This window comes from Methyloversatilis sp. S146-33 (assembly GCF_059552495.1).
On sequence record NZ_JCANOT010000019.1, the window covers coordinates 73,319 to 97,703 of the forward strand.

General features: G+C 66.8%; 27 protein-coding genes. 18 read left to right on the forward strand and 9 right to left on the reverse strand.

The genetic code is table 11. The features are described 5' to 3' along the window. Positions 1 to 17: 17 nt before the first annotated feature. Positions 18 to 1,430 carry a type I glutamate--ammonia ligase gene (glnA, locus tag AC51BJ_RS05935; protein ID WP_019917181.1) on the reverse strand — a complete coding sequence of 471 codons (1,413 nt, stop codon included), beginning with the start codon at positions 1,428 to 1,430 and terminating at the stop codon, positions 18 to 20. 38 nt (positions 1,431 to 1,468) lie between these two features. Between glnA and AC51BJ_RS05940 the strand changes: the two genes are divergently transcribed. From AC51BJ_RS05940 to AC51BJ_RS05990, 11 genes are all read left to right on the forward strand, one after another. Beyond that, entirely contained in the window at positions 1,469 to 1,621 is a 153-nt protein-coding gene (locus tag AC51BJ_RS05940; RefSeq protein WP_020165544.1) for a hypothetical protein, read from the forward strand. A 162-nt stretch (positions 1,622 to 1,783) separates the two neighbouring features. Beyond that, positions 1,784 to 2,233 carry a rhodanese-like domain-containing protein gene (locus AC51BJ_RS05945; protein WP_304001911.1) on the forward strand — a complete coding sequence of 150 codons (450 nt, stop codon included), beginning with the start codon at positions 1,784 to 1,786 and terminating at the stop codon, positions 2,231 to 2,233. A gap of 20 nt (positions 2,234 to 2,253) precedes the next feature. Continuing rightward, positions 2,254 to 3,360, forward strand: coding sequence for a quinolinate synthase NadA (nadA, locus tag AC51BJ_RS05950; protein WP_496279631.1), 1,107 nt, complete (start codon positions 2,254 to 2,256; stop codon positions 3,358 to 3,360). A gap of 13 nt (positions 3,361 to 3,373) precedes the next feature. Then, positions 3,374 to 3,859 (forward strand): hypothetical protein, encoded by a 486-nt coding sequence (locus tag AC51BJ_RS05955; protein WP_019917177.1) that lies wholly within the window; start codon positions 3,374 to 3,376, stop codon positions 3,857 to 3,859. Next, on the forward strand, positions 3,856 to 4,608 hold the full coding sequence (locus AC51BJ_RS05960; protein ID WP_496279632.1) for an endonuclease/exonuclease/phosphatase family protein: 753 nt from the start codon (positions 3,856 to 3,858) through the stop codon (positions 4,606 to 4,608). The genes AC51BJ_RS05955 and AC51BJ_RS05960 overlap by 4 nt, the downstream gene beginning before the upstream one ends. Beyond that, on the forward strand, positions 4,605 to 5,780 hold the full coding sequence (gene clsB, locus AC51BJ_RS05965; protein ID WP_496279633.1) for a cardiolipin synthase ClsB: 1,176 nt from the start codon (positions 4,605 to 4,607) through the stop codon (positions 5,778 to 5,780). The genes AC51BJ_RS05960 and clsB overlap by 4 nt, the downstream gene beginning before the upstream one ends. Before the next feature lie 45 nt (positions 5,781 to 5,825). Continuing rightward, the gene (locus AC51BJ_RS05970) at positions 5,826 to 6,161 is read left to right on the forward strand and encodes a PepSY domain-containing protein (protein WP_496279634.1); all 336 of its coding nucleotides are present in this window, start codon (positions 5,826 to 5,828) and stop codon (positions 6,159 to 6,161) included. Position 6,162: 1 nt separating this feature from the next. After that, entirely contained in the window at positions 6,163 to 6,837 is a 675-nt protein-coding gene (locus AC51BJ_RS05975) for a response regulator transcription factor (RefSeq protein ID WP_019917171.1), read from the forward strand. Next, positions 6,834 to 8,204, forward strand: coding sequence for an ATP-binding protein (locus AC51BJ_RS05980; protein WP_496279635.1), 1,371 nt, complete (start codon positions 6,834 to 6,836; stop codon positions 8,202 to 8,204). Before AC51BJ_RS05975 ends, AC51BJ_RS05980 begins: the two co-directional genes overlap by 4 nt. Continuing rightward, entirely contained in the window at positions 8,201 to 8,515 is a 315-nt protein-coding gene (locus AC51BJ_RS05985; protein ID WP_019917168.1) for a PepSY domain-containing protein, read from the forward strand. The genes AC51BJ_RS05980 and AC51BJ_RS05985 overlap by 4 nt, the downstream gene beginning before the upstream one ends. A 99-nt stretch (positions 8,516 to 8,614) precedes the next feature. Beyond that, a complete protein-coding gene (locus tag AC51BJ_RS05990; protein ID WP_496279636.1) occupies positions 8,615 to 10,120 on the forward strand; it encodes a CoA-acylating methylmalonate-semialdehyde dehydrogenase in 1,506 nt (501 codons plus the stop codon). Positions 10,121 to 10,124: 4 nt separating this feature from the next. Here the strand turns inward: AC51BJ_RS05990 and AC51BJ_RS05995 are convergent, their stop codons facing one another. Both AC51BJ_RS05995 and AC51BJ_RS06000 read right to left on the reverse strand, forming a co-directional pair. Then, on the reverse strand, positions 10,125 to 12,272 hold the full coding sequence (locus tag AC51BJ_RS05995; protein WP_496279637.1) for a putative bifunctional diguanylate cyclase/phosphodiesterase: 2,148 nt from the start codon (positions 12,270 to 12,272) through the stop codon (positions 10,125 to 10,127). A 99-nt stretch (positions 12,273 to 12,371) separates the two neighbouring features. Further along, positions 12,372 to 12,938, reverse strand: a complete 567-nt coding sequence (locus tag AC51BJ_RS06000; protein ID WP_496279638.1) for a hypothetical protein — start codon at positions 12,936 to 12,938, stop codon at positions 12,372 to 12,374. A gap of 131 nt (positions 12,939 to 13,069) precedes the next feature. On the opposite strand from AC51BJ_RS06000, the gene AC51BJ_RS06005 reads away from it, so the two are divergent. Further along, entirely contained in the window at positions 13,070 to 13,636 is a 567-nt protein-coding gene (locus AC51BJ_RS06005; protein WP_496279639.1) for a histidine phosphatase family protein, read from the forward strand. Positions 13,637 to 13,654: 18 nt separating this feature from the next. On the opposite strand, the gene AC51BJ_RS06010 is transcribed toward AC51BJ_RS06005, so the two are convergent. The 4 genes from AC51BJ_RS06010 to AC51BJ_RS06025 all read right to left on the reverse strand — a co-directional run bounded on the left by AC51BJ_RS06010 (position 13,655) and on the right by AC51BJ_RS06025 (position 16,170). Beyond that, complete coding sequence (locus AC51BJ_RS06010) at positions 13,655 to 14,206, reverse strand: cytochrome P460 family protein (RefSeq protein WP_496279640.1); 552 nt, start codon at positions 14,204 to 14,206, stop codon at positions 13,655 to 13,657. Positions 14,207 to 14,272: 66 nt separating this feature from the next. Next, on the reverse strand, positions 14,273 to 15,208 hold the full coding sequence (locus tag AC51BJ_RS06015; protein WP_496279641.1) for a DMT family transporter: 936 nt from the start codon (positions 15,206 to 15,208) through the stop codon (positions 14,273 to 14,275). An 11-nt stretch (positions 15,209 to 15,219) separates the two neighbouring features. Then, on the reverse strand, positions 15,220 to 15,600 hold the full coding sequence (locus AC51BJ_RS06020) for a YybH family protein (protein WP_496279642.1): 381 nt from the start codon (positions 15,598 to 15,600) through the stop codon (positions 15,220 to 15,222). Positions 15,601 to 15,666: 66 nt separating this feature from the next. After that, positions 15,667 to 16,170, reverse strand: coding sequence for a MarR family winged helix-turn-helix transcriptional regulator (locus AC51BJ_RS06025; protein ID WP_496279643.1), 504 nt, complete (start codon positions 16,168 to 16,170; stop codon positions 15,667 to 15,669). Positions 16,171 to 16,333: 163 nt separating this feature from the next. On the opposite strand from AC51BJ_RS06025, the gene AC51BJ_RS06030 reads away from it, so the two are divergent. From AC51BJ_RS06030 to AC51BJ_RS06055, 6 genes are all read left to right on the forward strand, one after another. Further along, complete coding sequence (locus AC51BJ_RS06030; protein ID WP_496279644.1) at positions 16,334 to 18,451, forward strand: TonB-dependent siderophore receptor; 2,118 nt, start codon at positions 16,334 to 16,336, stop codon at positions 18,449 to 18,451. Positions 18,452 to 18,453: 2 nt separating this feature from the next. Then, complete coding sequence (locus AC51BJ_RS06035) at positions 18,454 to 19,575, forward strand: PepSY-associated TM helix domain-containing protein (protein WP_496279645.1); 1,122 nt, start codon at positions 18,454 to 18,456, stop codon at positions 19,573 to 19,575. Next, on the forward strand, positions 19,568 to 20,290 hold the full coding sequence (locus AC51BJ_RS06040; protein WP_496279646.1) for a hypothetical protein: 723 nt from the start codon (positions 19,568 to 19,570) through the stop codon (positions 20,288 to 20,290). Before AC51BJ_RS06035 ends, AC51BJ_RS06040 begins: the two co-directional genes overlap by 8 nt. Continuing rightward, complete coding sequence (locus AC51BJ_RS06045; protein ID WP_496279647.1) at positions 20,290 to 20,631, forward strand: hypothetical protein; 342 nt, start codon at positions 20,290 to 20,292, stop codon at positions 20,629 to 20,631. The genes AC51BJ_RS06040 and AC51BJ_RS06045 overlap by 1 nt, the downstream gene beginning before the upstream one ends. Positions 20,632 to 20,738: 107 nt before the next feature. Further along, on the forward strand, positions 20,739 to 21,335 hold the full coding sequence (locus tag AC51BJ_RS06050) for a DUF4126 domain-containing protein (RefSeq protein WP_019917153.1): 597 nt from the start codon (positions 20,739 to 20,741) through the stop codon (positions 21,333 to 21,335). A 67-nt stretch (positions 21,336 to 21,402) separates the two neighbouring features. Continuing rightward, positions 21,403 to 21,573, forward strand: a complete 171-nt coding sequence (locus AC51BJ_RS06055; protein WP_019917152.1) for a DUF3149 domain-containing protein — start codon at positions 21,403 to 21,405, stop codon at positions 21,571 to 21,573. Positions 21,574 to 21,585: 12 nt separating this feature from the next. Here the strand turns inward: AC51BJ_RS06055 and AC51BJ_RS06060 are convergent, their stop codons facing one another. Continuing rightward, a complete protein-coding gene (locus tag AC51BJ_RS06060; RefSeq protein WP_496279648.1) occupies positions 21,586 to 22,314 on the reverse strand; it encodes a TFIIB-type zinc ribbon-containing protein in 729 nt (242 codons plus the stop codon). Positions 22,315 to 22,408: 94 nt separating this feature from the next. Next, entirely contained in the window at positions 22,409 to 24,349 is a 1,941-nt protein-coding gene (locus tag AC51BJ_RS06065) for a peptidase U32 family protein (protein WP_496279649.1), read from the reverse strand. Between the last annotated feature and the right edge of the window lie 36 nt (positions 24,350 to 24,385).

Below are 24,385 nucleotides of genomic sequence, written 5' to 3' on the forward strand. Positions count from 1 at the left end.
CGTTCCGGAAAACCGGATCAGAGGCTGTAGTACATCTCGAACTCGACCGGGTGGGTCGTCATGCGGGTGCGGTTGACTTCGCCCATCTTCAGTTCGATGTAGGCAGCGATGAAGTCTTCCGAGAACACGCCACCCTTGGTCAGGAAGGCATGGTCGGCTTCCAGCGCGGCCAGTGCTTCGTCCAGGCTGGCGCAGACGGTCGGGATCAGCTTGTCCTCTTCCGGCGGCAGGTCGTACAGGTTCTTGTCGGCCGGGTCGCCCGGGTGGATCTTGTTCTGCACGCCATCCAGGCCCGCCATCATCAGTGCGGCGAAGCACAGGTAGGGGTTGGCCAGCGGATCCGGGAAGCGGGTTTCGATGCGACGGGCCTTGTCCGAAGCGACGTGCGGGATGCGGATCGAAGCCGAGCGGTTGCGCGCCGAGTAGGCCAGCTTGACCGGTGCTTCGTAGTGCGGAACCAGACGCTTGTACGAGTTGGTACCCGGGTTGGTGATCGCGTTCAGCGCCTTGGCGTGCTTGATGATGCCGCCGATGTAGTACAGCGCGAACTCGGACAGACCGGCGTAGCCGTTGCCCGCGAACAGGTTCTTGCCGTCCTTCCAGATCGACTGGTGAACGTGCATGCCGGAGCCGTTGTCACCGACGATGGGCTTGGGCATGAAGGTCGCGGTCTTGCCGTAGCTGTGAGCGACGTTGTGCACGATGTACTTCAGCGTCTGCGTCCAGTCGGCGCGGCGGACCAGGGTATTGAACTTGGTGCCGATCTCGTTCTGGCCGGCGGTCGCCACTTCGTGGTGATGCACTTCGACCGGGATGCCGACGGCTTCCAGTGCCAGCACCATGGCGGCACGGATGTCGTTGTGCGAATCGACCGGCGGAACCGGGAAGTAGCCGCCCTTCACTGCCGGACGGTGACCGGTGTTGCCGCTCTCGAACTTCTCGCCCGACGACCAGGCGGCCTCTTCCGAGAAGATCTGCACGCGGCAGCCCGACATGTCGATGTTCCACTCGACGCTGTCGAAGATGAAGAATTCGGGTTCCGGACCGAAGTAGGCGGTGTCGCCCAGGCCGGAGGACTTCAGGTAGGCCTCGGCGCGCTTGGCGATCGAGCGCGGGTCACGGTCGTAGCCCTTGCCGTCCGACGGTTCGACCACGTCGCAGCTGATGACCAGCGTGGTTTCGTCGAAGAACGGGTCGATGAAGGCGGTTTCCGGATCCGGCATCAACAGCATGTCGGAAGCCTGGATGCCCTTCCAGCCGGCGATCGACGAACCATCAAACGCGTGACCTTCGGTGAACTTGTCTTCGCCGAACGCGCTGATGGGCACGCCGACGTGCTGTTCCTTGCCACGGGTGTCGGTGAAACGGAAGTCGACGAACTTGACTTCCTTTTCCTTGATGATGTCGAGAACCTGCTTCGCGGTGGTCATGAATCTCTCCTACGAGGTATGTATGTGCAACAGTCGGCTTGAAGGGTCACGACGAGCCGTCGCCGGTGTCCGACGACAGCTCCGGCGCAGCCATGGCGAACGACCCGATCGAGGGTACGCCCCGGCTGCGACTTTTCCTGCTGCGCGGCCTGAAGCAGAACCCGTGCCACGCGATCATTTCAACCTTGTGATTGTGCCACATGCGGGCTTGCGGCCGGTGACATGCACAAAACAGGCGCAGCAACGCACCAACATGGGGAAGCCAACAAACGCAACGCACCACTTCGGTGCCTTCCTGTCCGCAGGAATGGCGCGCTATATACTTCCGTCCATTCAATAGATGGGCGTACGCCATGGCAACACTCGGACAAATCCTCGGACTCGCGCGCGAGCGCGCGCAACAGCTGCAACTGCCCTATGCCGGCGCGGTCACACCGACCGAAGCACACGAACTGTTGAAACTGGCCCCCGGCGCCCGCATCGTTGACGTGCGCACGTCGGCCGAATGGCAATGGGTCGGCGAGGTGCCGGATTCGGTGCAGATCGAGTGGAATATGTCCAACGGTCAGCGCAACCCGGATTTCCTGACCCAGCTGAAGCACCAGGTCGATCCGGAGGCGCTGGTCATGTTCCTGTGCCGCAGCGGCGGACGTTCGCACGGCGCGGCCGCGGCCGCGGCCGAAGCCGGTTACAGCAACGCCTACAACATCCTCGAAGGCTTCGAGGGTGACGCCGACGCCAATGGCCACCGCAATACGGTTGGCGGCTGGCGCAAGGCCGGACTGCCCTGGCACCAGGGCTGAACGCAGTTCAAGGACACCGCATGCAAGTCGCCACCATCAGTTTCGACCGCTTCAACGCACTTGCCGACGAACAGGCGCAGGCGCGCATCCTCGCCGCGCGCGAAAAGCTGGGCAAGCGCGCGGTCATCCTCGGTCACCACTACCAGCGCGAGGACGTGTATCGCCACGCCGATCTGACCGGCGACTCGCTCAAGCTGTCGCGCCTGGCCAGCCAGACCGATGCCGAATACATCGTGTTCTGCGGCGTGCATTTCATGGCCGAAGTGGCGGACATCATGTCCAAGCCGGAACAGATCGCCATCCTGCCCGACCTCGCGGCCGGCTGTTCGATGGCCGACATGGCCAATCTCGCCAAGGTCGAGCGCTGCTGGCGCGAACTGCACGGCCTGCTCGGCGACGACCCGGATAACACTTTCACGCCGGTCACCTACATCAATTCGGCGGCCGACCTGAAGGCCTTCTGCGGCGAGCACGGCGGCATCGTGTGCACTTCGTCGAACTGCGGCAGCATTCTCGAATGGTCGCTGGCGCGGCGCGAGAAAGTGCTGTTCTTCCCCGACCAGCACCTCGGTCGCTGGACCGGCTACAACATGGGCATTCCGCTTGAGGACATGCTGGTGTGGGACCCCGACCTCGAGAACGGCGGCCTCACCGCCGAACAGGTGGCGAAGGCGAAAATCCTGCTGTGGAAGGGCCACTGTTCGGTGCACCAGATGTTCCAGCCCTCGCACATCCTGCGCTGGCGCAACCAGAATCCGGACGGCATCGTCATTTCCCATCCGGAGAGCGCCTTCGAGGTGTGCCGTCAGTCGGATTTCGTCGGCTCGACCGAATACATCCTGAAGACGGTGAAGGCCGGCGCGCCCGGCACCAAATGGCTGGTCGGCACCGAACTGAATCTGGTGAACCGCCTCGCCGACGAGGTGAAGCACGAGGGCAAGACGGTGCAGTTCATGGCGCCCACCGTCTGCATGTGCTCGACCATGCAGCGCATCGACCCACAGCACCTGGCGTGGACGCTGGAAAATCTGGTCGAGGGCAATGTCGTGAATCGCATCAGCGTGCCGGCGCACGAAGCCGGGCCCGCCAAGCTCGCGATGGACCGCATGCTGGCTGCTTCGCCATAAGGTCTTCCGCTTCATGGACTGGATGCAGGCCTGGGAACTTGCCAGCTATGTCGTGACGACACTGGGCCTGCCGCTTGCCGTCATCACCTTCATCTATCAGCAGCGGCGCGAGCGCGACAACGAGGACGAAGAGGCGTACCAGATGCTGTCGGACGCCTACATCGACTTCCTGAAGATCGTGCTCGCCAACCCCGACCTGCCGCTGCGCGAGAACCATGCCCCCGAGCAGCTCAGCGAGGAGCAGCGCCGGCGCATGCAGACCATCCACCAGATGCTCATTTCGCTGTTCGAGCGCGCCTATCTGGTCGCCTGGACCGACGAACCCGACGGGCTGGCGGCGCGACGCTGGGCCTCGTGGGACGACTACATGCGCGAGTGGCTGGCGCGCGACGCCTTCCATGCCGAACTGCTGATGCTGCTGCGCGGCGAGGACCCGGCATTCTGCCGCCACATGTTGAAGCTGGCCGACGAAGTGCGCGGCCACCCGCTCACCTCATGACCGAACTGCGCATCTGCACCTGGAACATCCACAAGGGGTTTTCGCAGTTCAATCGCCGCATGGTGATCCACGAACTGCGCGAACGCCTGCACGCATTCGGCGCCGATCTGGTGTTCCTGCAGGAGGTGCAGGGTCAGCACCACGGTCACGCCGAGCGCCACGCTGACTGGCCGACCGAGCCGCAGTACGAATTCCTCGCCGACCAGATGTGGCCGGCCACCGCCTACGGCCGCAATGCGGTTTATGACCACGGCCACCACGGCAACGCCATCCTGTCGCGACACCCGATCTCGCAGAGCGGCAACGTCGACGTGTCGGCGCATCGTTTCGAGCAGCGCGGCCTGCTGCACTGCGTGATCGAACCGGACGACGCCCACCGTGTGCACGCGCTGTGCGTACACCTCGGCCTGACCGCGCGCGGGCGACGCCAGCAGTACGCGATGCTGGCCGAGCACATCCGCCGCACCATCCCGGCGGAGGACGGCCTCATCGTCGCCGGCGACTTCAACGACTGGTACAACCGGGCCGAAGAGCAATGGTCGCGCGCACTCGGTCTGCACGAGGCGCACAGCGTCATACACGGCCGCCCCGCGCGCAGCTTTCCCGCCGCCTTTCCGCTGCTGCGGCTGGACCGCATCTATGTGCGCGGCGTCGACGTACGCGAGGTGAAGCTGCACTCCGGGCCGCCCTGGTCGCGCGTGTCGGATCACGCCGCGCTGACCGCACGTCTGGTCCTGCCAACGCGATGACCCGTCTGCTGCCCGGCAACGACATCCAGCTGCTGGTGTGCGGCATGCAGTACTTCCCGGCGCTGGAAGAGGCGATCGACCGCGCGCACAGCGAAATCTTCCTCGAAACCTATATCTTCGACGACGACGACACCGGCCGCCGCATCGCCGCCGCGCTGGCGCGCGCAGCGCGACGTGGCGTACGCGTTCGCGTGCTGGTCGATGGATTCGGCGCGCGCGACTTCGAGCACACGCACCAGAGCGCACTCGAAGCCGCCGGCGTACATGTGCTGATGTTCCGCCCCGAAGTCGGCCGCATGAGTTTCCGCCGCAACCGTCTGCGCCGCATGCACCGCAAGATGGTGGTGGTCGACGCACAGACCGGTTTCGTCGGCGGCATCAACATCATCGACGACATGCATACGCCCGGCCATACGCCGCCACGCTTCGACTACGCGGTGCGCGTGCGCGGGCCGCTGGTGGCGCGCATGCACCTCGAATGCCAGAAGCTGTGGGAGCGCGTTGCCTGGGCGACGCTGCAGTTCCGGCCGCGCCTGCCGCGCACCAGCCGCTACGCCAACCGTCACACCGGGAAGGTGCGTGCGGCGCTGCTGGTGCGCGACAACCTGCGGCACCGCCATGACATCGAGAACGCCTACCTGCAGGCGATAGACGGCGCCTTCGAGGAGGTGCTGATCGCCAACGCCTACTTCCTGCCCGGCCGTCGCTTCCGTCAGGCCTTGATCGCTGCCGCCGCGCGCGGCGTCAAGGTGACGCTCATCCTGCAAGGGCGGGTCGAGTACGCGCTGCTTCATTACGCCTCGCAGGCGCTGTACGGCTCGCTGCTGTCGCAGGGCATACGCATCTTCGAATACCGGCGCAGCTTCCTGCACGCCAAGGCGGCGGTGATCGACCAGCACTGGGCCACGGTCGGCTCCAGCAATATCGACCCCTTCAGCCTGATGCTGGCGCGCGAAGCCAATATCGTCGTGCACGACATCGGCTTCGCCAACGAACTGCGCCAGAGCCTGCGCGCCGCCGCCCGCCACGGTGGACGCGAGTTGCGACACCGCCAGTGGAAGACCCGCCCGCTGCACGAACGGCTGCTGCGCTGGATCGCCTACGGCATGGTGCGGCTGATGATCGGTCTGGCCGGCGAACGGGTGAGCCGGCACATGCTGCGCAAGAAATAAGCGCGCTTTCAGCGTGATTTCAGCTTCATTCCCTACACTGGGGGCATGAACCTGAAACGCATCGCACTTTTCGTTTTGCTGCCCGCCGTGCTTGCCGTGTCGGCCGCCGGTGTCGTGCTGCTGCATGCGCCCGACACGCTGGCCGGCGACGATCACACGCAGGCGCGCGCGCTGAGCCAGCGCGGCGACATCCTGCCGCTGGAGAAGATCGCCGAACGCGCGCGCGCAGAAAAGCCGGGCAAGCTGATCGACATCGAACTCGAACAGAAGAAGGGCATCTGGGTGTATGAAGCCGAGATACTCGACGACGCCGGCCGCGTGTGGGAACTGAAGCTCGATGCACGCACTGGCGCACTGCTGAAGATGGAGCAGGACGACTGACATGCGCCTGTTGCTGGCCGAAGACGACGAAACACTGGTTGCCGGACTGAAGCCGCTGCTCGAACGCGCCGGCTACGCGGTCGACGTCGCGACCGACGGCGTGTTCGCGCAACTGTCGGCGGAAGCCATCGACTACGACCTCGTGATACTCGATCTCGGTCTGCCGCGGCGCAACGGCGTCGACGTACTGCGCCAGTGGCGCGACGCACGGCGCGCGATGCCGGTAGTCGTGCTGACCGCGCGCGACACCTGGCAGGAAAAGGTCGAAGTGCTCAACGCTGGCGCCGACGACTACGTCTGCAAGCCCTTCCACAGCGAGGAACTGCTGGCGCGCATCGCCGCCGTGCTGAAGCGCAGTGCGGCGCGGCGCGCGCCGGGGCCGCTGGCACGCGGCGCGCTGCGGCTCGACGAAGCAACGCAGAGCGCCGCGCTCGATGGCGGCGCGCCGATAGAACTGAGCAGCATCGAATTCCGCCTGCTGCGCTGCTTCATGCTGCACGCCGGCCAGGTGCTGTCGCAGCAGCGCCTGAACGAACACCTGTACGACCACGCCACCGATCACGACAGCAATGTGATCGAAGCCCACATCACCCGGCTGCGCCGCAAGATAGGTCGCGACTGGATACAGACGCGGCGCGGTCAGGGCTATGTGTTCGACGCCCCGGAGGCGCCGTGAAGTACGCGCTGCGCACCCGTCTTGCCGCCGGTCTGGCGATCAGCTTCGTCATGCTGGCCGGCCTGCAGTGGCTGCTCGCCGGCATCGCCATCGAACGCCTGCTCAAGGCGCAACTGGCGCAGCGACTGGAGCGCGACGCAGAAAACCTGCTGGCGGCGCTCGACGGCGAAGCCGGCGCACCGCTGAAGCTCGACGACGCGCGCGTCGGCGGCGAATACCGACAGCCCTTTTCCGGCCATTACTTCCGCATCGTGATCGACGGCGGTGACGACATTTCGTCGCGCTCGCTGTGGGACGGCACGCTGGCCCTGCCGTCCGCCGGCAGCGAACGCATCGCGCAGAGCGAAGCCGCCGGCCCGCAGGGGCAATCGCTGTGGCTGCTGTCGGCGCGCTACGAAAAGCGCGGCCAGTCGGTACGCATACTGGTCGCCGAAGACCTGTCGGCACTGCGCGCCGGGCTGCGCGAGTGGCACCTGCTGTACGGCCTGCTGACGCTGGCCGTGGTCGCGCTCGTGCTCGCCGTGCAGCAGTGGGTAGTGCGCCGTTCGCTGGCGCCGCTCAATACGCTGCGCGCGCAGATGCAGGCGCTTGAGCGCGGCGAACGCGAGCGGCTCGACGTCGCGCTGCCGGACGAGATCGCGCCGCTGGTCGATCAGTTCAACTCGTTGCTCGGCATGCTGCTGCGCCGCTCGCAACGCTCGCGCGACGCACTCGGCAACCTGGCGCACGCGCTGAAGACGCGGCTGGCAGTACTGCTGCAGGTGGCCGAATCGCCGGCGATGGCGGCCCACCCCGAACTGCAGCAGCGCATGACCGACAGCACCGAACTGATGCGTCGCGCCATCGAGCGCGAACTGCGCCGCGCGCGACTGATGGGCGGCACCCACCCGGCGCGGCGCAGCGACCTGCGCGACGCAGCCGAGCGGCTGTCGGCCACGCTGTCCATCCTGCACGGCGAACGCTCGCCGGACATCGCGCTCGACATGGCTGCCGACGTCACGCTGGCAATGGACGCGGAAGACCTGATGGAACTGCTCGGCAACCTGATGGACAACGCGTGCGCCTGGTGCCGCCGCCGCGTGCGGCTGTCGGTCGAACGTGGCGCGGACCTCAAGCTGCTGATCGAGGACGACGGCCCGGGCTGCGCGCCCGAACAACTCGAATCACTCAGCGCGCGCGGCTTCCGCGCGGACGAGACGAAACCGGGCCACGGCCTCGGCCTGTCCATCGTGCGCGACCTGGTCGACAGCTATGGCGGCGCACTCGAATTCGGACCGTCACCGGTCCTCGGCGGACTGCGCGTCACCGTGCATCTGCCGTCACGCATGGCGCTCGATGCGCCCTCACCCGAAGGAGTACGGCCATGAAGAACGTCCTGATCGCCACCACGCTGCTCGCTGCCCTGCTCGCACCGCCCGCCTTCGCGGACGACGACGATCTGCCGAAGATGCGCGCCATCGCCGAGGCGATGAAGCTCATCTCGCTGGAAGATGCGACCGCCAAGGCGCTCGCCGCCAAGCCGGGCACGGTGATCGAAGCCGACCTCGAACGCCGCTTCATGAGCGACGACTACGATTACGAGTTCGAACTGATCGACACCGCGGGCAAGGAGTGGGACGTGCATATCAACGCGCGCGACGGCTCGGTACGCTCGATGCGACGCGACTGGTTCGACTGAGCGCCGGCGGCAAGGGACGGCTGCGCTGACGCACTGCACGCAGACCGCAGCCGCGCACGGGCGCACAATATCGTCTTTCAACGCAGGCTCCGAAAGACGATGAACACGCCCACCTCCGACACCCTCACCCACTGGATCGACGGCCAGCGCAGCGCGCTGGACAGCACCCGCAGCGCCGACGTGTTCGATCCGGCGCTCGGACAGGTGGCCAGGCAGGTGCTGCTCGCGTCCGATGCGGACGTGAGCCGCGCAGTCGCCAGCGCCGCTGCCGCGCAGCCGGCCTGGGGCGCGCTGGCGCCGCAGCGCCGGGCGCGCGTGCTGTTCCGGATGAAGGAACTGGTCGAGCGGCACAGCGCCGACATCGCGCGACTGATCACGCGCGAACACGGCAAGACCTTCCCGGACGCACAGGGCGAAGTGCAGCGCGGGCTGGAAGTGATCGAATTCGCCTGCGGCATTCCGCAGTTGCTCAAAGGTCAGTATTCCGACCACGTCGGCGGCGGCATCGCCAACTGGAGCCAGCGCATGCCGCTCGGAGTGGTCGCCGGCATCACGCCCTTCAACTTTCCCTTCATGGTCCCGATGTGGATGGCGCCGGTCGCGCTGGCCTGCGGCAACAGCTTCATCCTGAAGCCGTCCGAACGCGACCCGTCGCCGTCGCTGCTGACCGCCGAACTGTTCCGCGACGCCGGCCTGCCCGATGGCGTGTTCAACGTGCTGCAGGGCGACCGCGTCGCGGTCGATGCGCTGCTCGCGCAACCGGACGTGCGCGCGGTGAGCTTCGTCGGTTCGACGCCGATCGCCCGCCACATCTACGAAACGGCCGCGCGCCACGGCAAGCGCGCGCAGGCGCTGGGTGGCGCCAAGAACCACATGGTGGTGATGCCGGACGCCGACATCGACCAGGCCGCCGACGCGCTGATCGGCGCCGCCTACGGCTCGGCCGGCGAACGCTGCATGGCGATTTCGGTCGCGGTGGCGGTCGGCGACATCGCCGACGCGCTGGTCGAGGCGGTGCGGATACGGGCGCAGAAGCTGAACATCGGCGACGGCGAAGCCGACGGCACCGACATGGGTCCGGTGGTGACCGCCGCCCACCGCGAACGCATCGTGTCGCTGATCGATGCCGGCATCGCCGAAGGCGCGCAGCTGGTGCTCGACGGTCGCCGTCACACGGTGGCCGGCCGCGAACAGGGCTTCTTCCTCGGCGCCACGCTGTTCGATCGCGTCACGCCGGCGATGCGCATCTGGAAGGAGGAAATCTTCGGCCCGGTGCTGTGCGTCGTGCGCGCGGCAAACCTCGCGGACGCGATCGCACTGGTGAACAGCCACGAGTATGGCAACGGCGTGTCGCTCTACACCCGCGACGGTGCCGCTGCGCGCGAATTCGGCCAGCGCATCGAAGCAGGCATGGTGGGCATCAACGTACCGATCCCGGTACCGATGGCCTGGCATTCCTTCGGCGGCTGGAAGCAGAGCCTGTTCGGTGACCTGCACGCCTATGGCGAAGAGGGCGTGCGCTTCTACACCCGCTACAAGAGCATCATGCAGCGCTGGCCGGACAGCGGTTCGAAGGGGCCGGAGTTCGTGATGCCGGTGAACTGAGCGGTCAGGCGGCGCCGCGCGCCAGCAGCGCGGTCGCCTGGTCCGCCGGCATCGGTTTGCCGAACAGATAGCCCTGACCGATGCGGCAGCCCTGCTCGCGCAGGAAGGCGAGCTGGTCTTCGGTTTCGACGCCCTCGGCCACCGCCTCGATGCGCAAGGAACCGGCCATCGCGAGTATGCAGGCGCAGATGGCAGCGTCATCGGCGTCGTGGCCGATGTCGCGCACGAAGGATGCGTCTATCTTCAGCACGTCGATCGGAAAGCGCCTGAGGTAGGCGAGGCTGGAATAGCCGGTGCCGAAATCGTCAATGGCGACCGCGACGCCCAGCCGCTTGAGGTCACCGAGCAGTTTCACCGTCTGGCCGATGTTGTGCATCAGCATCGATTCGGTCAGTTCCAGTTCGAGATTGCGCGGCGACAGGCCGCTGCGCTCGAGTTCGCGCGACACGGTGCGCACGATGTCGCTACCGACGAACTGTCGTGCCGACACATTGACCGCGACCCGCAGTTCCGGGTCGAAGCGTTCCGCCCACAGCTTGCCCTGCTCGCAGGCTCGGCGCAGCACCCACTGTCCGAGTGGCACGATGAGGCCCGTTTCCTCGGCCAGCGGTATGAAGTCGAGTGGCGACACCAGCCCGCGTTCCGGGTGGCGCCAGCGCACCAGGGCCTCGAAGCCGATGACGCGGCGCCCGTTCAGCAGATCGACCTGCGGCTGGAAGTGAAGCTCGAACTGCTCCTGCGCCAGCGCGGTGTGCAATTCGGCCTCCAGGCGCAGCACACCGGAGGCGGCGTTCTGGTCCGGCTCGTGAAAACGGATCGTGTTCCGCCCCGCCTGCTTGGCGCGGTACATCGCGGCGTCGGCATGGCGCAGCAGCGTCGCCACGTCGCGGCCGTCGCGTGGAAACACCGCCACACCCATGCTGGCGGTGCAGTGGATGTCGTGATTCCGTATCGACACCGGCGGCGCCAGCGCGCCCAGCATCTGTTCGCACACCGCCTGCGCGTCCTGCGCCTGGCGGATCTCCGGCAGCAAAACCACGAACTCGTCGCCGCCCAGCCGTGCCACGGTGTCGCTGGCCCGCACCCGCTGCGACAGGCGGCGCGACAGCACGCGCAGCAGTTCGTCGCCGGCGTCGTGCCCCATGCTGTCGTTGACGATCTTGAAACGGTCGAGGTCGATGAACACGACCGCCATCATCGCGTCAGTGTCGATCGCGGCGTCGATCGCCTTCTGCAGCCGCTCGTTCAGCAGGATGCGGTTGGGCAGGCCGGTCAGCACGTCGAAGTGGGCGGCCTGACGCAGCTTGGCTTCGCTGCTGCGCTGCTGCGTCACGTCGCGGGCGATGCCGTCCAGACGTATGCGCGCACCGTGCTCGTTGAACACCACGCGCGCCCGGTCGAGTATCCAGCGCACTTCGCCATCGGGCCGGACGACGCGGTACTCGGTGGTCAGGCTGCCGCTGGTGGTGGCCTCCTTCAGCGAGCGCAGCATGCGTGCGCGGTCGTCCGGATGCACCATGTCCAGCCAGTCGACCTCACCGTGGAGGAAGGCCTCGGCGCTCACGCCGTAGATGGCTTCGGCCGACGGGTTCAGATAGACCAGCTTCTGCGACGGCAGCTCGATCGACCAGATGATGTCTTCCAGCGTGGCCAGAATGCTGTGCAGCCTCAGTTCGCTCTCGCGCAGCTTCTGCCGTTCGGCACGCAGTGCGCGGGCGGTGGCCGACTTGGTCAGTTCGCGATCAACCACGGCGCCGAGGCGCAGCAGGTTCTGCTTGAGCAGGTAGTCCTGTGCGCCGGCGCGCATGGCATCGACGGCGACCGCCTCGCCGATGCCGCCCGACACCAGGATGAAGGGCAGATCGGGTTGCATGCGCCGAACCACGGTCAGCACGTCCAGACCGTCGCAATCGGGCAGCACGTAGTCGGAAATCACGATGTCCCAGTGCAGCTCGCGCAGCGCCACTTCGAGCGCGGCCACGCTGTCCACGCGGCAGTGTTCGACGGCAAAGCCCGCCGCGCGAAGCTTGGCCAGCACCAGCAGTTCGTCGACCGGGTTGTCCTCGACGATGAGCGCGCGCAGCCGTCTCGCGACGACGCCTGCGTCGCGAGACGGTGGATACTCAGCATCACGGCCATGCAAGGGGGGCATCGATGCCAGCCTTGGTTCGACAATGGTCCGTTAACGGCGGACCGTGTCCGTGCTTGAACCCTGACTGAGCGGCGCACAGGGTGGGAGGGCTACACCGGCCTACTCGATCAGCAGCGTCGGCAACCAGTGCGACATCGGGTCACCTGCGCTCAGGTCGGCGTCACGCAGCGGCCGCGTACGCCGTTCCTCCGGCACGCTGTCCGGTGTGATGAAGGGGTCCATATCGACATCGTTCACCCGACCTTCGATGCGCTCGCCGACCACCTTCATACGATAGTACACACCGTTGAACGGATCGATGTGCAGCGAAGCCGGCGCGGTGCGCATGAACATCAGCGCGTATTCCAGCGGCACCAGATCGCCCGCGCTGACCACCTGCGGCTCGCGTTCGACCGGAAAGCTGCACAGGCGCTGTGTCGGCCCGGTCAGACAGCGGAAGGGTCGCATCGCGAGGAAGTACTCTTCCAGCCGCGAGTCCAGCGTCACCTTGAAGGAGGAGCGGCCGTCGCCCAACGGTGCAAACACCACCTGACCGATCACTTCGCGCCCTCCGCTGGCATTGGTGAGCACGATGGATCTAACGCCGGACAAGGGATCGGCCTGCGCGGGCAGCGCACTCATCAGCGCGCACAGCACCGTCGCGATCACCGCTTTGCTCGATTTCATCTTCGCCTCTCGTCGTCAGGAGGTTTCAGTTCGGCTCACCCGTGGTGCCTCGCGGCCGGCCGGAAACTGCCACGAAACTGCCACGAGTATGACCGGTCGACAGCCCAAGTCCTTACTTTGGCTCGCCGCCCATGAACAGACGTCACGCCCTCCAGGCGCTCGGCTGCCTGATGCTGAGACCGACCGGCGCGCACGCCGGCAACGGAATCGCGCTGGACGCGCTGCGCTCGGGCGGCGCCCTGCTGCTGCGTCATGCGCTGACCGAGCCCGGCATCGGCGATCCAGCCGGTTTTCGCATCGGCGACTGCAGCACGCAGCGCAACCTGTCCGCAGGCGGCCGCGCGCAGGCGCGCGCGGCAGGCGAGGCGCTACGGGCGCGCGACGTGAAGATCGACGCGGTGTATAGCAGCGCCTGGTGCCGCTGCATCGATACCGCGAAGGAGATGTTTCCGGAACTGCAGGTGGAGGTGCTGCCGGCGCTGAATTCCTTCTTCGCGGGCCAGGGCGACCGCGAGCGCCAGACCGCGGCGCTGCGCCAGTGGATCGCCGCGCTCGATGGCGGACGCCGGATCGCGCTGGTGACACATCAGGTCAATGTGCTGGCGCTGACCGGCGACAACCTCGCAATGGGCGAGGCCGTCGTCGTGCAGCCGGACAGCCGCGGCGGCGTGCGTACCGCCGGTCGGCTGGCGCTGTGAGGCGCGGGCGGCGACGGATCAGTACTTTCCGGCCTTCACCGCGGCGAAGTGCTCGTCATAGCGGAACACGAAGTCCTTGTCCTTCAGCGGTGCATGGCAGCCGCGACAGGCGTCGTACTTCGCGTCGCCATTCAGCTCGCCGTTGCCCTTGAACGCGGAATAGATCCAGTTGCCGTTGCGCTGCGCATCCGGCACGTCGACGCCCCAGCCGGCGTTCTTGCCCATCACGAACACGGCGGCCAGCTTGTCCTTCACCAGCTTGCCGTCGGCGCCCTTGACCGCCTTGCCGTCGGCATCGAGCTTCACCGACCAGTTCTCCATCACGAACAACGATCCGTTCGGAAAGCCCTTTTCGGCGCTGCCCTTCTTTGCATCGGTGTTCATGTAGATGTCGCGTATCTGTTTGACGTCCTCGCGCTGCACTGCGGTCAGGAAGCGCGGCCAGGCCTTGTAGTCGGCAGGCAGCGGCAACTGGCCGTCGTCGAGCCGGGCGACCGGCGTGCTGCCCATCTGGCTGCAGCCGGCGACCAGCGCCCCGAAAACGAGTGCGGACAGCAGATTCTTCTTCATCGGATAACTCCTCGCATGGCACGGGTGGTTGAACGGGTGCCGGCGCTGGCACCCTGCGTGCCCTGTCTACGCGCGGGAGGCGTTTCCGGATGCAGTCGCGGTCGGAGAAATCTGCGCACGACGTCGACGCAGGCCTTCGACCGACAGCAGCAACAGGCCGACGCCGATCAGCACCATGCCGGTCAGTTCGTTCGCCAGCGGCCGTTCGCCCAGCTGCAGTGCCGCCGCCAGCACGCCGATCACCGGCGTCAGCAGCGACACCATGCTGGTGGTGCCGGCCGACAGCCGGCGCAGCGCGTACAGCCACAGCAGCCAGGCCAGTGCGTTCGCCAGCACGATGTTGAAGCCGAGCGCGCCGATCAGCGACGGCGTCCAGTTCGCCTCCCGCCCCGGCCAGAACAGCGCAAAGGCGATCAGCGGCAGCGAACCGAACAGCATCTGCCAGGCCGTCATCGACAGCAGGTCGATGTCCGGCGCACGGATCTGCAGGCGCTTGGCGACGATGACCGCCAGCGCCCACAGCGCGCCGGCACAGGTGGCCAGCGCCATGCTGGTCAGGTCACCACCGAGGTGCGCCGGATCGAGGATGAACAGCAGGCCGGCCAGCGTGGCGACCGCCGACGGCCACTGCCAGCCGTGCAAGCGCTCGCCCAGCAGCGGCCAGGCGAACACCATGACCCAGAAGGGCATGGTGTAGGTGAGCACCGCCGTCTTGCCGGCACCGCCACTGACCAGCGCGAGGATGATCAGCCCGGTGAAGCCGGTGGTCTGCAGCACGCCCATGGTCGCCACCCAGGGCAGGTGCTGCGGCCGGAACGGCCGGCGCAGCACCGCCATCAGTGCGAACAGGCTCAGCGCACCGCCGAAGGTGCGCCAGGCGCCGAACTGGAAGGCGTCCATGTCGATCAGCCCGATCTTCATGACCACCCAGTTGTAGCCCCAGATCACCGCCAGTAGCAGCAGGGCGGCGACCGCGCGCAGCGACGGCGAGCGTGTGTTCATGCTGGTACTCCTCAGTTCCAGGTATGGGTCAGTGCGCGCCAATTGCCATCGGGCTGGCGGCGATAGACCACGGTGATGTGGCCGGAGAAGGTCTGCAGTTCGCCGTCGGCGTTCTTCGCCTGCGCGCTCCAGCGGCCGCGCTGAGTGGCGAGCGCGTCGTCGCCGGCCACCGCATGCAGTTCGATGCGGTGGTTGTGGATGCCACCGGCGATGGCACCGGCGAACAGCGCCTCGATGGCCGCCGGACCGATGGCCGCTTCGCCGCCGGCCGGCAGCACAGCCGCTTCGGCGTCGTACAGCGCGGCGACGGCCGCGGCGTCGCCACGGTTGAAGGCGGCGTCCCAGCGGGTGTTGATGTCGGCGATGGCGGTCTGGAGTGCGCTCTGGGTCATTTCAATATCCTTTCAGTGTGCAGGGTTGATACGGAGGCTAACTATTGAGGCAAATTTTTTTACAGGTCACGCGAATGCATGGAGCCCGGCATGCACGGCGCCCAGCATCGACTGCAGCAGCACGCGCTGGTTCTCGTCCAGCCCGGCCATCAGCGTGCGCACCCGCCGGTAGTAATCCGGCATCACGGTGTCGAGCACGCCCTGCCCCGCCGGGGTCAGCCGCACTGTGGTGCGCCGGCGGTCGGCGGTGTCGAACACGCGCTGCACCAGACCGTCGCGCTCCAGTCCATCGATCAGGCCGGTCATCGTCGCCCGCGTCACGCCGGCCTTTTCCGCCAGCACCGACGGTGAGGATTCCAGCGTTTCCTCGCGGAACAGCAGGATGAGCACCCACCACCGGCCCTGCAGCAGACCATGCCGCGCCAGGAAGGCATCGAGTGCCTGCGACAGCTCGGTCGCCGTACGCAGCAGTGTCAGAAAGCCGGTGACCGCGCTGACATCGGCGTCCGGATAGCGCCGCGCAAAGCGACGCAGGATGTCGGGGGTCGGAAGATCGCGTACCTGGAGCATGTACGGAACAATATCATAAGCCTCCTAACCATAGCAACAATCAACAATCATGAGGTGGGTAGCTCAAGGGCAATGACAGGGCGGGACAAAACAGTTCACATCGCGGCAGCATTTCCGTGATAATTAACGAGAATCATTCTCGTACGCATTAAAACAAATAGCCATGACTGCCCGAATCCCGCCGCTACGCCTCCCCCTTCATCTTCTCGCGGCCGCGATCGCCGCACTGCTCGCCCCGCTCGCCTCAGCCGAAGACGTGGTCGCAACCCTGCCTGCCGTCCGCGTCGACGCCGCTGGCGACATCGGCTTCACGGCGCGCAAGGCAAGCAGCAGCACCTTGAAGTCCGATCTGCCGCTGAACGAGACCGCACAGTCGGTCACCGTCGTGACCCGCGAACAGATGGATGCGCGCGGCGTGCAGTCGCTGACCGACGCGGTGCAGGGCGTGGCCGGCGTCGTGTCGGGCTACTACGGTCGCCGTGGCTGGGACGACTTCATCATCCGCGGCCAGCGCGCGACCGAATCGGTCTACGTCGATGGCCTCAGGGTAGAGATGGACGCGCGGGTCGCGCAGGAAACCTTTGGCGCCGAGCGCATCGAGGTGCTGAAGGGCCCGGCCTCGGTGAACTTCGGTCTGGTGCAGCCGGGCGGCATGGTCAATATGGTCAGCAAGCGCCCGCGGGCGGAGGCGTTCACCGAGGTCGCCCTCACCGGCGGCAGCGACAACTTCCGCCAGTTCACCTTCGACTTCGGACGCCCGCTGTCCGACACCGGCCGCGCCGCACTGCGCATCAACGGCCTGATGCTCAACAGCGACGACCCGACCGACTTCGTCTATTACAAGAATCGCTGGATCGCGCCGTCGATGTCGCTCGACCTCGGCACGCGCACCGACTTCACGATACTGACCAGCTTCCAGACGCGCGAGTACGTCCGGCAGCAGGGGCTGCCCGCACGCGGTTCGGTGCTGCCGAACCCGAACGGGCGCGTTGACCGCAGCCTGTTCATCGGCGAACCGGGCTTCGGCCCCTACGAAGCGAGCCAGGCGCGCATCGGCTACGCGCTGGAACATCGTTTCGACAGCGGCTGGACGCTGCGCCAGAACTTCCGCTGGCAGGACTACGACATGGACGGGCGCCTGGTTGCCGTCGCCGGCTCGGGTCTGCAGGCGAACAACCGCCTGCTGAACCGTCAGGGCACGCTGCAGGACTTCCGCGGCCACGGTTACGGCCTCGACACTCACCTGACACGGGCGTTCGATGTCGGCGCGACACGCCATACGGTGCTGGCCGGCGTAGACACCAACCACCACGCCAAACGCGAAACGACGACCCGGTGCACCGTCGCCGCGCTGAACGTCTACACGCCGGTCTATGGAGCGACAGTCAATTGCGGCAGCACGCCACTGACCGATCTTGACGAAACGATCCGCTACACCGGCGTCTATCTGCGCGACCAGGTACGTCTGACCGATCGGCTGAATGCGTCGATCACGCTGCGCCGTGACTGGGCCTCGGTCGATTCGACCAATGTGCTCACCGCTACCTCGATCACCGACGAGAACTACGCGACCACCACCGGCAGCGCAGGCCTGATCTACGAAGTGGTCGACGGCGTGTCCCCGTACGTCAGCTATTCGGAGTCCTTCCTGCCGCAGGGCGGGTACTCGGTCAGCGGCCAGGCGGTGAAGCCGGAAAGCGGCAAACAGACCGAGGTCGGCGTCAAGTTCAGCTTCGCGCAGGGGCGCGTCCAGGCGACCGTCGCACACTTCGACCTCGAACGGCAGGACGTGCGCGCGAGTGACGCCTCAAACCCGGGCTTCTACATCCTGATCGGCGAACAGCGCACGCGCGGCTACGAACTGGAACTGCTGGCCGACCTGCGCAACGGCTGGAACCTGTCGGCCGCCTACGCCAACACCGATGGCGAAGTGGTGCGTGACGTCAATACGGCCAATATCGGTAAGCCGCTGGACAACGTGCCGCGCCACAGCGCCTCGCTGTGGGCGCAGTACCGCGTGCGCAGCGGCGCCCTGACCGGTCTCGGCCTCGGCGCCGGGCTGCGCTACGAGAGCGAGAAACAGGGCTACAGCTTCGCCTACACGATTCCCGACTACACCGTGTTCGACGCCAGCGTGAGCTATATCGGCCAGGGTTACCGCCTGAGCGTGATCGCGAAGAACCTGTTCGACCGCGACTACTTCGCCGGCGGCCTCAACAACAACGTCATTCCGCTCGGCGACCCCCGCCGCGTGCTGGCGTCGGTCACGCTGGACTTCTGAGTGTGGCTTCGCAACGCACGCTCACCTTGCTGTTCGCGGTGCATTCGTGGGCCGGCATCGTCACCGGCGTGCTGCTGTTCGTGATCTGCGTGTCCGGCGCGCTGGCGGTGTTCAAGCACGAGATCGACCTGTGGGGCAATCCGTCGCTGCGCCACCTCGAACATGCGCAGTCGCCGGTCGGGCCCCAGGCCGTCCTGGCGGCCGTGCAGAGCGCCTTGCCCGGCAGCAAGGTGGAGAACATCGTGCTGCCGACCGCCACCAGTCCGGCCTACTTCGCGCAGGTGCGGCACGACGACGGTCTGCGCAGCAAGATCGCCGTCGACGCCGGCAACGCCGCCGTGATCGGCCCGGTGGACAGCGAACTGGGGCAGTTCGTGCGCATGCTGCACGTGTTCCTGTTCTTCGCACCGCGCTGGATCGTCGGCTTTCTCGGCGCCGTCATGCTGGTGCTGGCGCTGACCGGCATCGTCATCCACCGCAAGATCATGCGCGAGCTGTTCACGGTGCGCTGGCGCCGCAGCAGCCGGCTGGCGGCGTCCGACCTGCACAAGGCGTCCGCCATCTGGGGTCTCGCCTTCCATTTGCTGATCGCCTTCACCGGTTGCTGGCTCGGCCTCGCACCGGTGTTCGAACAGAGCTGGCGTTACCTCACTGGCGGCGCCGACCCCGCAGTCGCGCTGCCGAAGGACGCGCGCAAACAGCCGATGCAATCGCTGGACGCGCTGCTGCTTCAGGCGCGTCGCGATCTGCCCGGTCTGGAGCCGGAAACGATTTCGCTGCGCAACGTTCAGCGCGCCGATGCCGTCGTCACCATCTCCGGCGACCTGCCGCAGCATCTGATCAGCAGCGCCCGTGTCAGCTACGCCGGCGCCGACGGCCGCACGCTGGACCTGCGCGACCCGCGCCAGCGCGGATTCTGGAGCCGTTTCGACGGCTGGATGGAGCCGCTGCACTTCGGCGATTTCGGCGGCCTCATGCTCAAGGCGCTGTATTGCGTGCTCGGTCTCAGCGCTGCCGGGCTGGCCATCAGCGGTACGGTGATCTGGGCCGACCGACGCCGCCAGCAGCACCGCTCGGGCGACGCCGCTCACAGTCCGGCCATGACCGGAGGACGCCTTGTTTGACCGCATCATAGCGGCGCTGCTGACCGCCGCACCGACTACGCTGCTGCTCTGTGCGGCGACCAGCCTGTGGCTCGGCCGCCGTCTCGAACTGCTGCCGGGCAATCAGGGCCTGGGCCCCTGGCTGTTCATCGTGCTCTGGCTGCTGCTGACGACGCTGACTGCACAGGCCAAACAGCCCGTCTCGGTCTGGCGGCGCGGCCTCTACGGCAACGCTGCCGGCAGCGCGACGGTCGCACTGAGCGGCCTGCTGCTGCATGCGCCGCAGGCCGGCGCCATGGCGGCCGCCTGTGCCGTCGTCGCACTGGCCTGTTCTGCTGGCGCAATGCTGCTGCCCCGCGCCAGCACGGCATCCGCGCGAGCACCCGCCAGAGCGCGCCGCACGGGCCTGCTGCGTCGCTGCATGAACGGCCTGCCCTGGTGGGTGCTCGCGACCTGTTTCGTCGAAAGCTTCCGCATCGCCCAGACCGGCGGCGACGGCCGCGGTGCCGGTCACACTGGCATGCTTATCGCCTTCTTCGTGCTGTTGCCAGCGCTGTCAGTCGTTCGCTGGTTCCGTGGTCCGGCACTGTTCGTCTGGCTGATCGGCGGCGCCCTGCTCGGCTGGCTCGGGATCGAGGCAGATCGCCCGATACTGGCCGTGCTGGCACTGATGGCGCTGCTCTGCGCGCGCCCGCTCGGTGGCCGGGCGCTGCCGGCGGCAGGTGCCGTCACGTGATGAACGGCTTGACCGAAATGGGACTCGCGCTGACCGGCGTGGCGCCGGTCGCTGCGCTGTTCGCTGCCGGCAAGGCCCGCGCCTGCGAAGACGCCGCGCCGCCGCGCTGGCTGATGACCAGCGGTCGACGACTAGCGCTGGCTGGCGCGCTGTTGCAGCTGCTGCTGGCCATCGCGATCAGCGGCCCGATGGCCGGCACCGTGCTGGTGCTGACGGCCTGGATGGTCTGCGGCAGCCTGTTCGTCCCCTTGGTGAATGCGTGGCCGGCGCTCACCTTCAGGTTCTCGGCGGCGCTGACCGCCACCGGCGCCTTGCTGGCACTGGCCGGTACACTCGCCTGAGGCTGCGCTGTTCGGCCCCGCACGCTTCAGCTAGCATGAATATCGAGTGCCGCATGCCGGTCGGGCATGCGGGCGCGACGTCCGATAACCGAAGCGATGCCCACGCCATGGATCTGACCGAAGCCATTGCCGCCGCCGCCGGCCTCGCCTGGGCCAGCGGCCTGCGGCTGTACGCCGTCATCTTTCTCGCCGGTCTGGCGGGGCGGATGGAATGGGTCGAACTGCCGGGCGAACTGGACGTGCTGGAACACCCACTGGTACTGGCCGCCGCCGGTTTCATGCTGTGCGTCGAGTTCTTCGCCGACAAGGTGCCGGCGCTGGACAGCCTGTGGGACGGTCTGCACACCTTCATCCGCATTCCGGCCGGTGCGCTGCTTGCCGCCTGGGCACTGGCCGATCAGAGCACGCCGGTGGTGCTGGCCGGCGCGCTGCTCGGCGGCACGCTGACCGGCGCCACTCATCTGACCAAGGCGGGCAGCCGGGTGGCGATCAACGCCTCGCCGGAGCCGGTCAGCAACGTGCTCGCCTCGACCAGCGAGGACGGCCTCGCGGTCGGCGGGCTGTGGCTGGCCTTCGCCTACCCGGTTTTCTTCCTGGTGCTGCTCGCCTTCTTCGTTCTGCTCATGCTGTGGCTGCTGCCGCGCGTGTGGCGCTTCCTGACCGGATTGCTGTCCTGGGTGGCGGGCAAGCAGGCGCCCGGTTGACCTGCATCAGCCCGTCATGACCCGGCCGGCGCTTCAATGACGAAAACACGTCGAAAGGGAGGGAATCATGAAAGCGCTGTCCGATCTGCTGTCGACCGACTACGGGCTGATGAGCCTGGTGGTGATCGCCATCGTCATTTTCATGAGCATCTGGTTCGGCCGCTTCTTCAAGCGGCACATGGATGAGGATGCGGCAGCCGCGGCCAAGGCCGAACAATCCGGCCGACCGGCGCCATGAGCGCGCCCGCATTCAGCGGGTGAGCACCTTCCACACGAGGCCGACCCCGGCCACCAGCAGGTCGGCCACGTCCAGACCACCGGCATCGCGAGCGCCTTCGATCTGGCGCTGCCGGTCGGCGCGGGCGCGCGTGCGTTCGCTCTCGACAATGGCGTCGGCCATCGACACCGGGTCGCGCGTGGTGCGCTTCACTTCGGCCTGGTGGTAGCCCTTCAGCGCATTTTCGACGGCGTCCGGATCGAGCAGCGAAAAGGCCGAGCGGCAGTGCGGGCAGGCGTGGTCCTTGCGGATGTCGACCGGCGCCCCGCAGCCGGTGCAGTAGATGGCGCCGACCCGCTTCGCCAGGTCGGCGATCTCGGCTGTCGTCATCTGCCGCACGAAGCCCTTCTCGACCATGAAGGACGAAAAACTGCTGTAGCGGCCGTGCCTCTCCGGGCAGCGGTAGGTCATGTAACGCCCGCTGCGCACCAGATCGTAGCCCTTGTCGAGCTTGCGGCTGCAGCGCGGGCAGGCCATCACGTTGGCGACCGGATGCTGCATCTCGTCGCGGTGCGCGTGCAATTGCTTGAACAGTTCGTTGACCGAACCCGGCGACAGCTGCAGGTTTTCGAACGTGTCGAACCACAACCCCTGGCAGTGCCAGCAGATGTCGAGTTCCATGTCCTCGCCGCCGTGATTCTTGAAGCGGTGCACCTTCATCGGCACGCGGCAGGACGGACAGTGCGGCGCTGAATTCTGCATGATGGTCGGTATGACGTCGGATCGCGATCTATCGGCGCGGGCAATGCCCGCCTCGTCTTGTCAGCGGCATGCGGGCACGCAAGGTTGAGGGCGATCAGCGCGCCGAGCGTGTCACCTTGACGCCTTCCGGCGCGCTGCGGTGAAAGGTGACCGGTACCGCCTGCGCCTTCAGCACGTTCTTGCGGATGCGGCCGACCACGTGCATTTCGCATTTCTTGCAGTCGAAACGCAGCGTGAGCTTGTCGTTGCCGTTCATCAGCGTCATCGGCTCGGCCTTCACCATGCCGCGCAGGTCGTACTCCTTCAGTTCCTTCGGGCACAGGTTGTGGCTGAAACGCAGGCAGTGCTTGGTGATCATCAGCGACACCTCGTCCAGCTCCTGGTTCGCCTCGTAGGCGTCGGCGATCAGTTCCACGCCGTGCTTGCGGTAGAAGGCGCGCGCCTTCTCGTTGTACACGTTGGCCAGATAGGACAGCTCGGTGTCGGTGAAGCGCACCGGCGGTTCGACCGGCACGCCGGGCTGCGGTCGCTGGTGAGCGGCGATGCGGTTCGCCTCGAGCAGCGCCACGGCGTCGCGGCGCAGGCCGTTCAGGGTCGACGCCGGCAGGAAGCGCGCCTCCGGCAGGTCGATCGCGATGTCGCCGGCTTCGAAGAGGGTATTGCCCAGCTTGCCCAGGCTGTCGCGGATGCCAGCCAGCGCCCGCTCGGCGTCACGCGCCGGCTGCTTGTCGTGCGCCAGTTCGACCCGGGCGCTGACGCCGTCCTCGTCGGTCATGGTCAGCGCGAAGCCGTCCGCCGTTTCCTCGAAGCGCAGGTCTGCCCGGATGCGGCGGTCGGCCGACTTCTTCTCGAGCGCGCGCTCGAAGGCCTGGTCGCGGTTGCGGTACAGCGTCATGCCCGGCTTCAGGTCATCCGGCATCGCGTTCGGGTAGAGCTTGCGGCCCTGCGCGACGTTGATGCGCAGGCCCATCAGTTCGCGGTGGCTGTCGTAGTAGCTCAGGCCGTCGCCATTGTGGATGTCCACCGTCGCATCGACCTCGATGTGATCGGCTGCCACCTTGCTGATCGTCGCCGCTTCCTCGCCGACGAAGCTCGGCGACTCGAAGGCTTCGATGCCGTGCTGGCGGCCGTTGGCGAAGTAGTCGGTCGAGCCGCGGTTGAAGGTCTTCTCCGGCTGCGGCACGAAGGTATAGGTGCAGCGGCCGCTGGAGGCACGGCGGTAGCCCGGCAGGTCGGTCAGCAGTTCGTTCAGCAGCGTGCTGTGGTGGGCGGTGATGTTCTTCACATAGCCCAGGTCCTTCAGCCGGCCCTCGATCTTGAACGAGGACACGCCGGCATCGATCAGCGCACGCATATTGGCCGACTGGTCGTTGTCCTTCATCGACAGCAGGTGCTTGTCGTGCGCCACCACCCTGCCCTGGGCGTCGGTCAGCGTGTAGGGCAGACGACAGGCCTGCGAGCATTCGCCGCGGTTGGCGCTGCGGCCGGTATGCGCGTGGCTGATGAAGCACTGGCCGCTGAAGGCGACGCACAGCGCGCCATGCACGAAGTATTCGAGCGTGCAGGAGGTGTTCGCCGCCACCTTGCGCACGTCCTCCAGCGTCATTTCGCGCGCCAGCACGATCTGCGTGAAGCCGACGTCCTGCAGGAAGCGCGCCTTGGCGGCGTCGCGGATGTCGGTCTGCGTGCTGGCGTGCAGCTGGATCGGCGGCAGATCCATTTCGAGCAGCGCCATGTCCTGCACGATGAGCGCGTCCACACCGGCGTCGTACAGCTGCCAGATCGCGCGGCGGGCCGGTTCGAGCTCGTCGTCGCGCAATATCGTGTTGAAGGCCGTCAGCACGCGCGCGTGGTAACGGTGCGCGTGGCTGCACAGGCGGGCGATGTCGGCGATGTCGTTGTCGGCGCCCTTGCGCGCGCCGAAGGACGGGCCGCCGATGTAGACGGCGTCGGCGCCATGGTTGATGGCCTCGATGCCGAAATCGGCGTTCTTGGCGGGCGCGAGCAGTTCGAGTGTGCGACGGTCGGCGGTCATGATGCAGGGCCTGCGGGAAAGGCGGGATTATCCCCG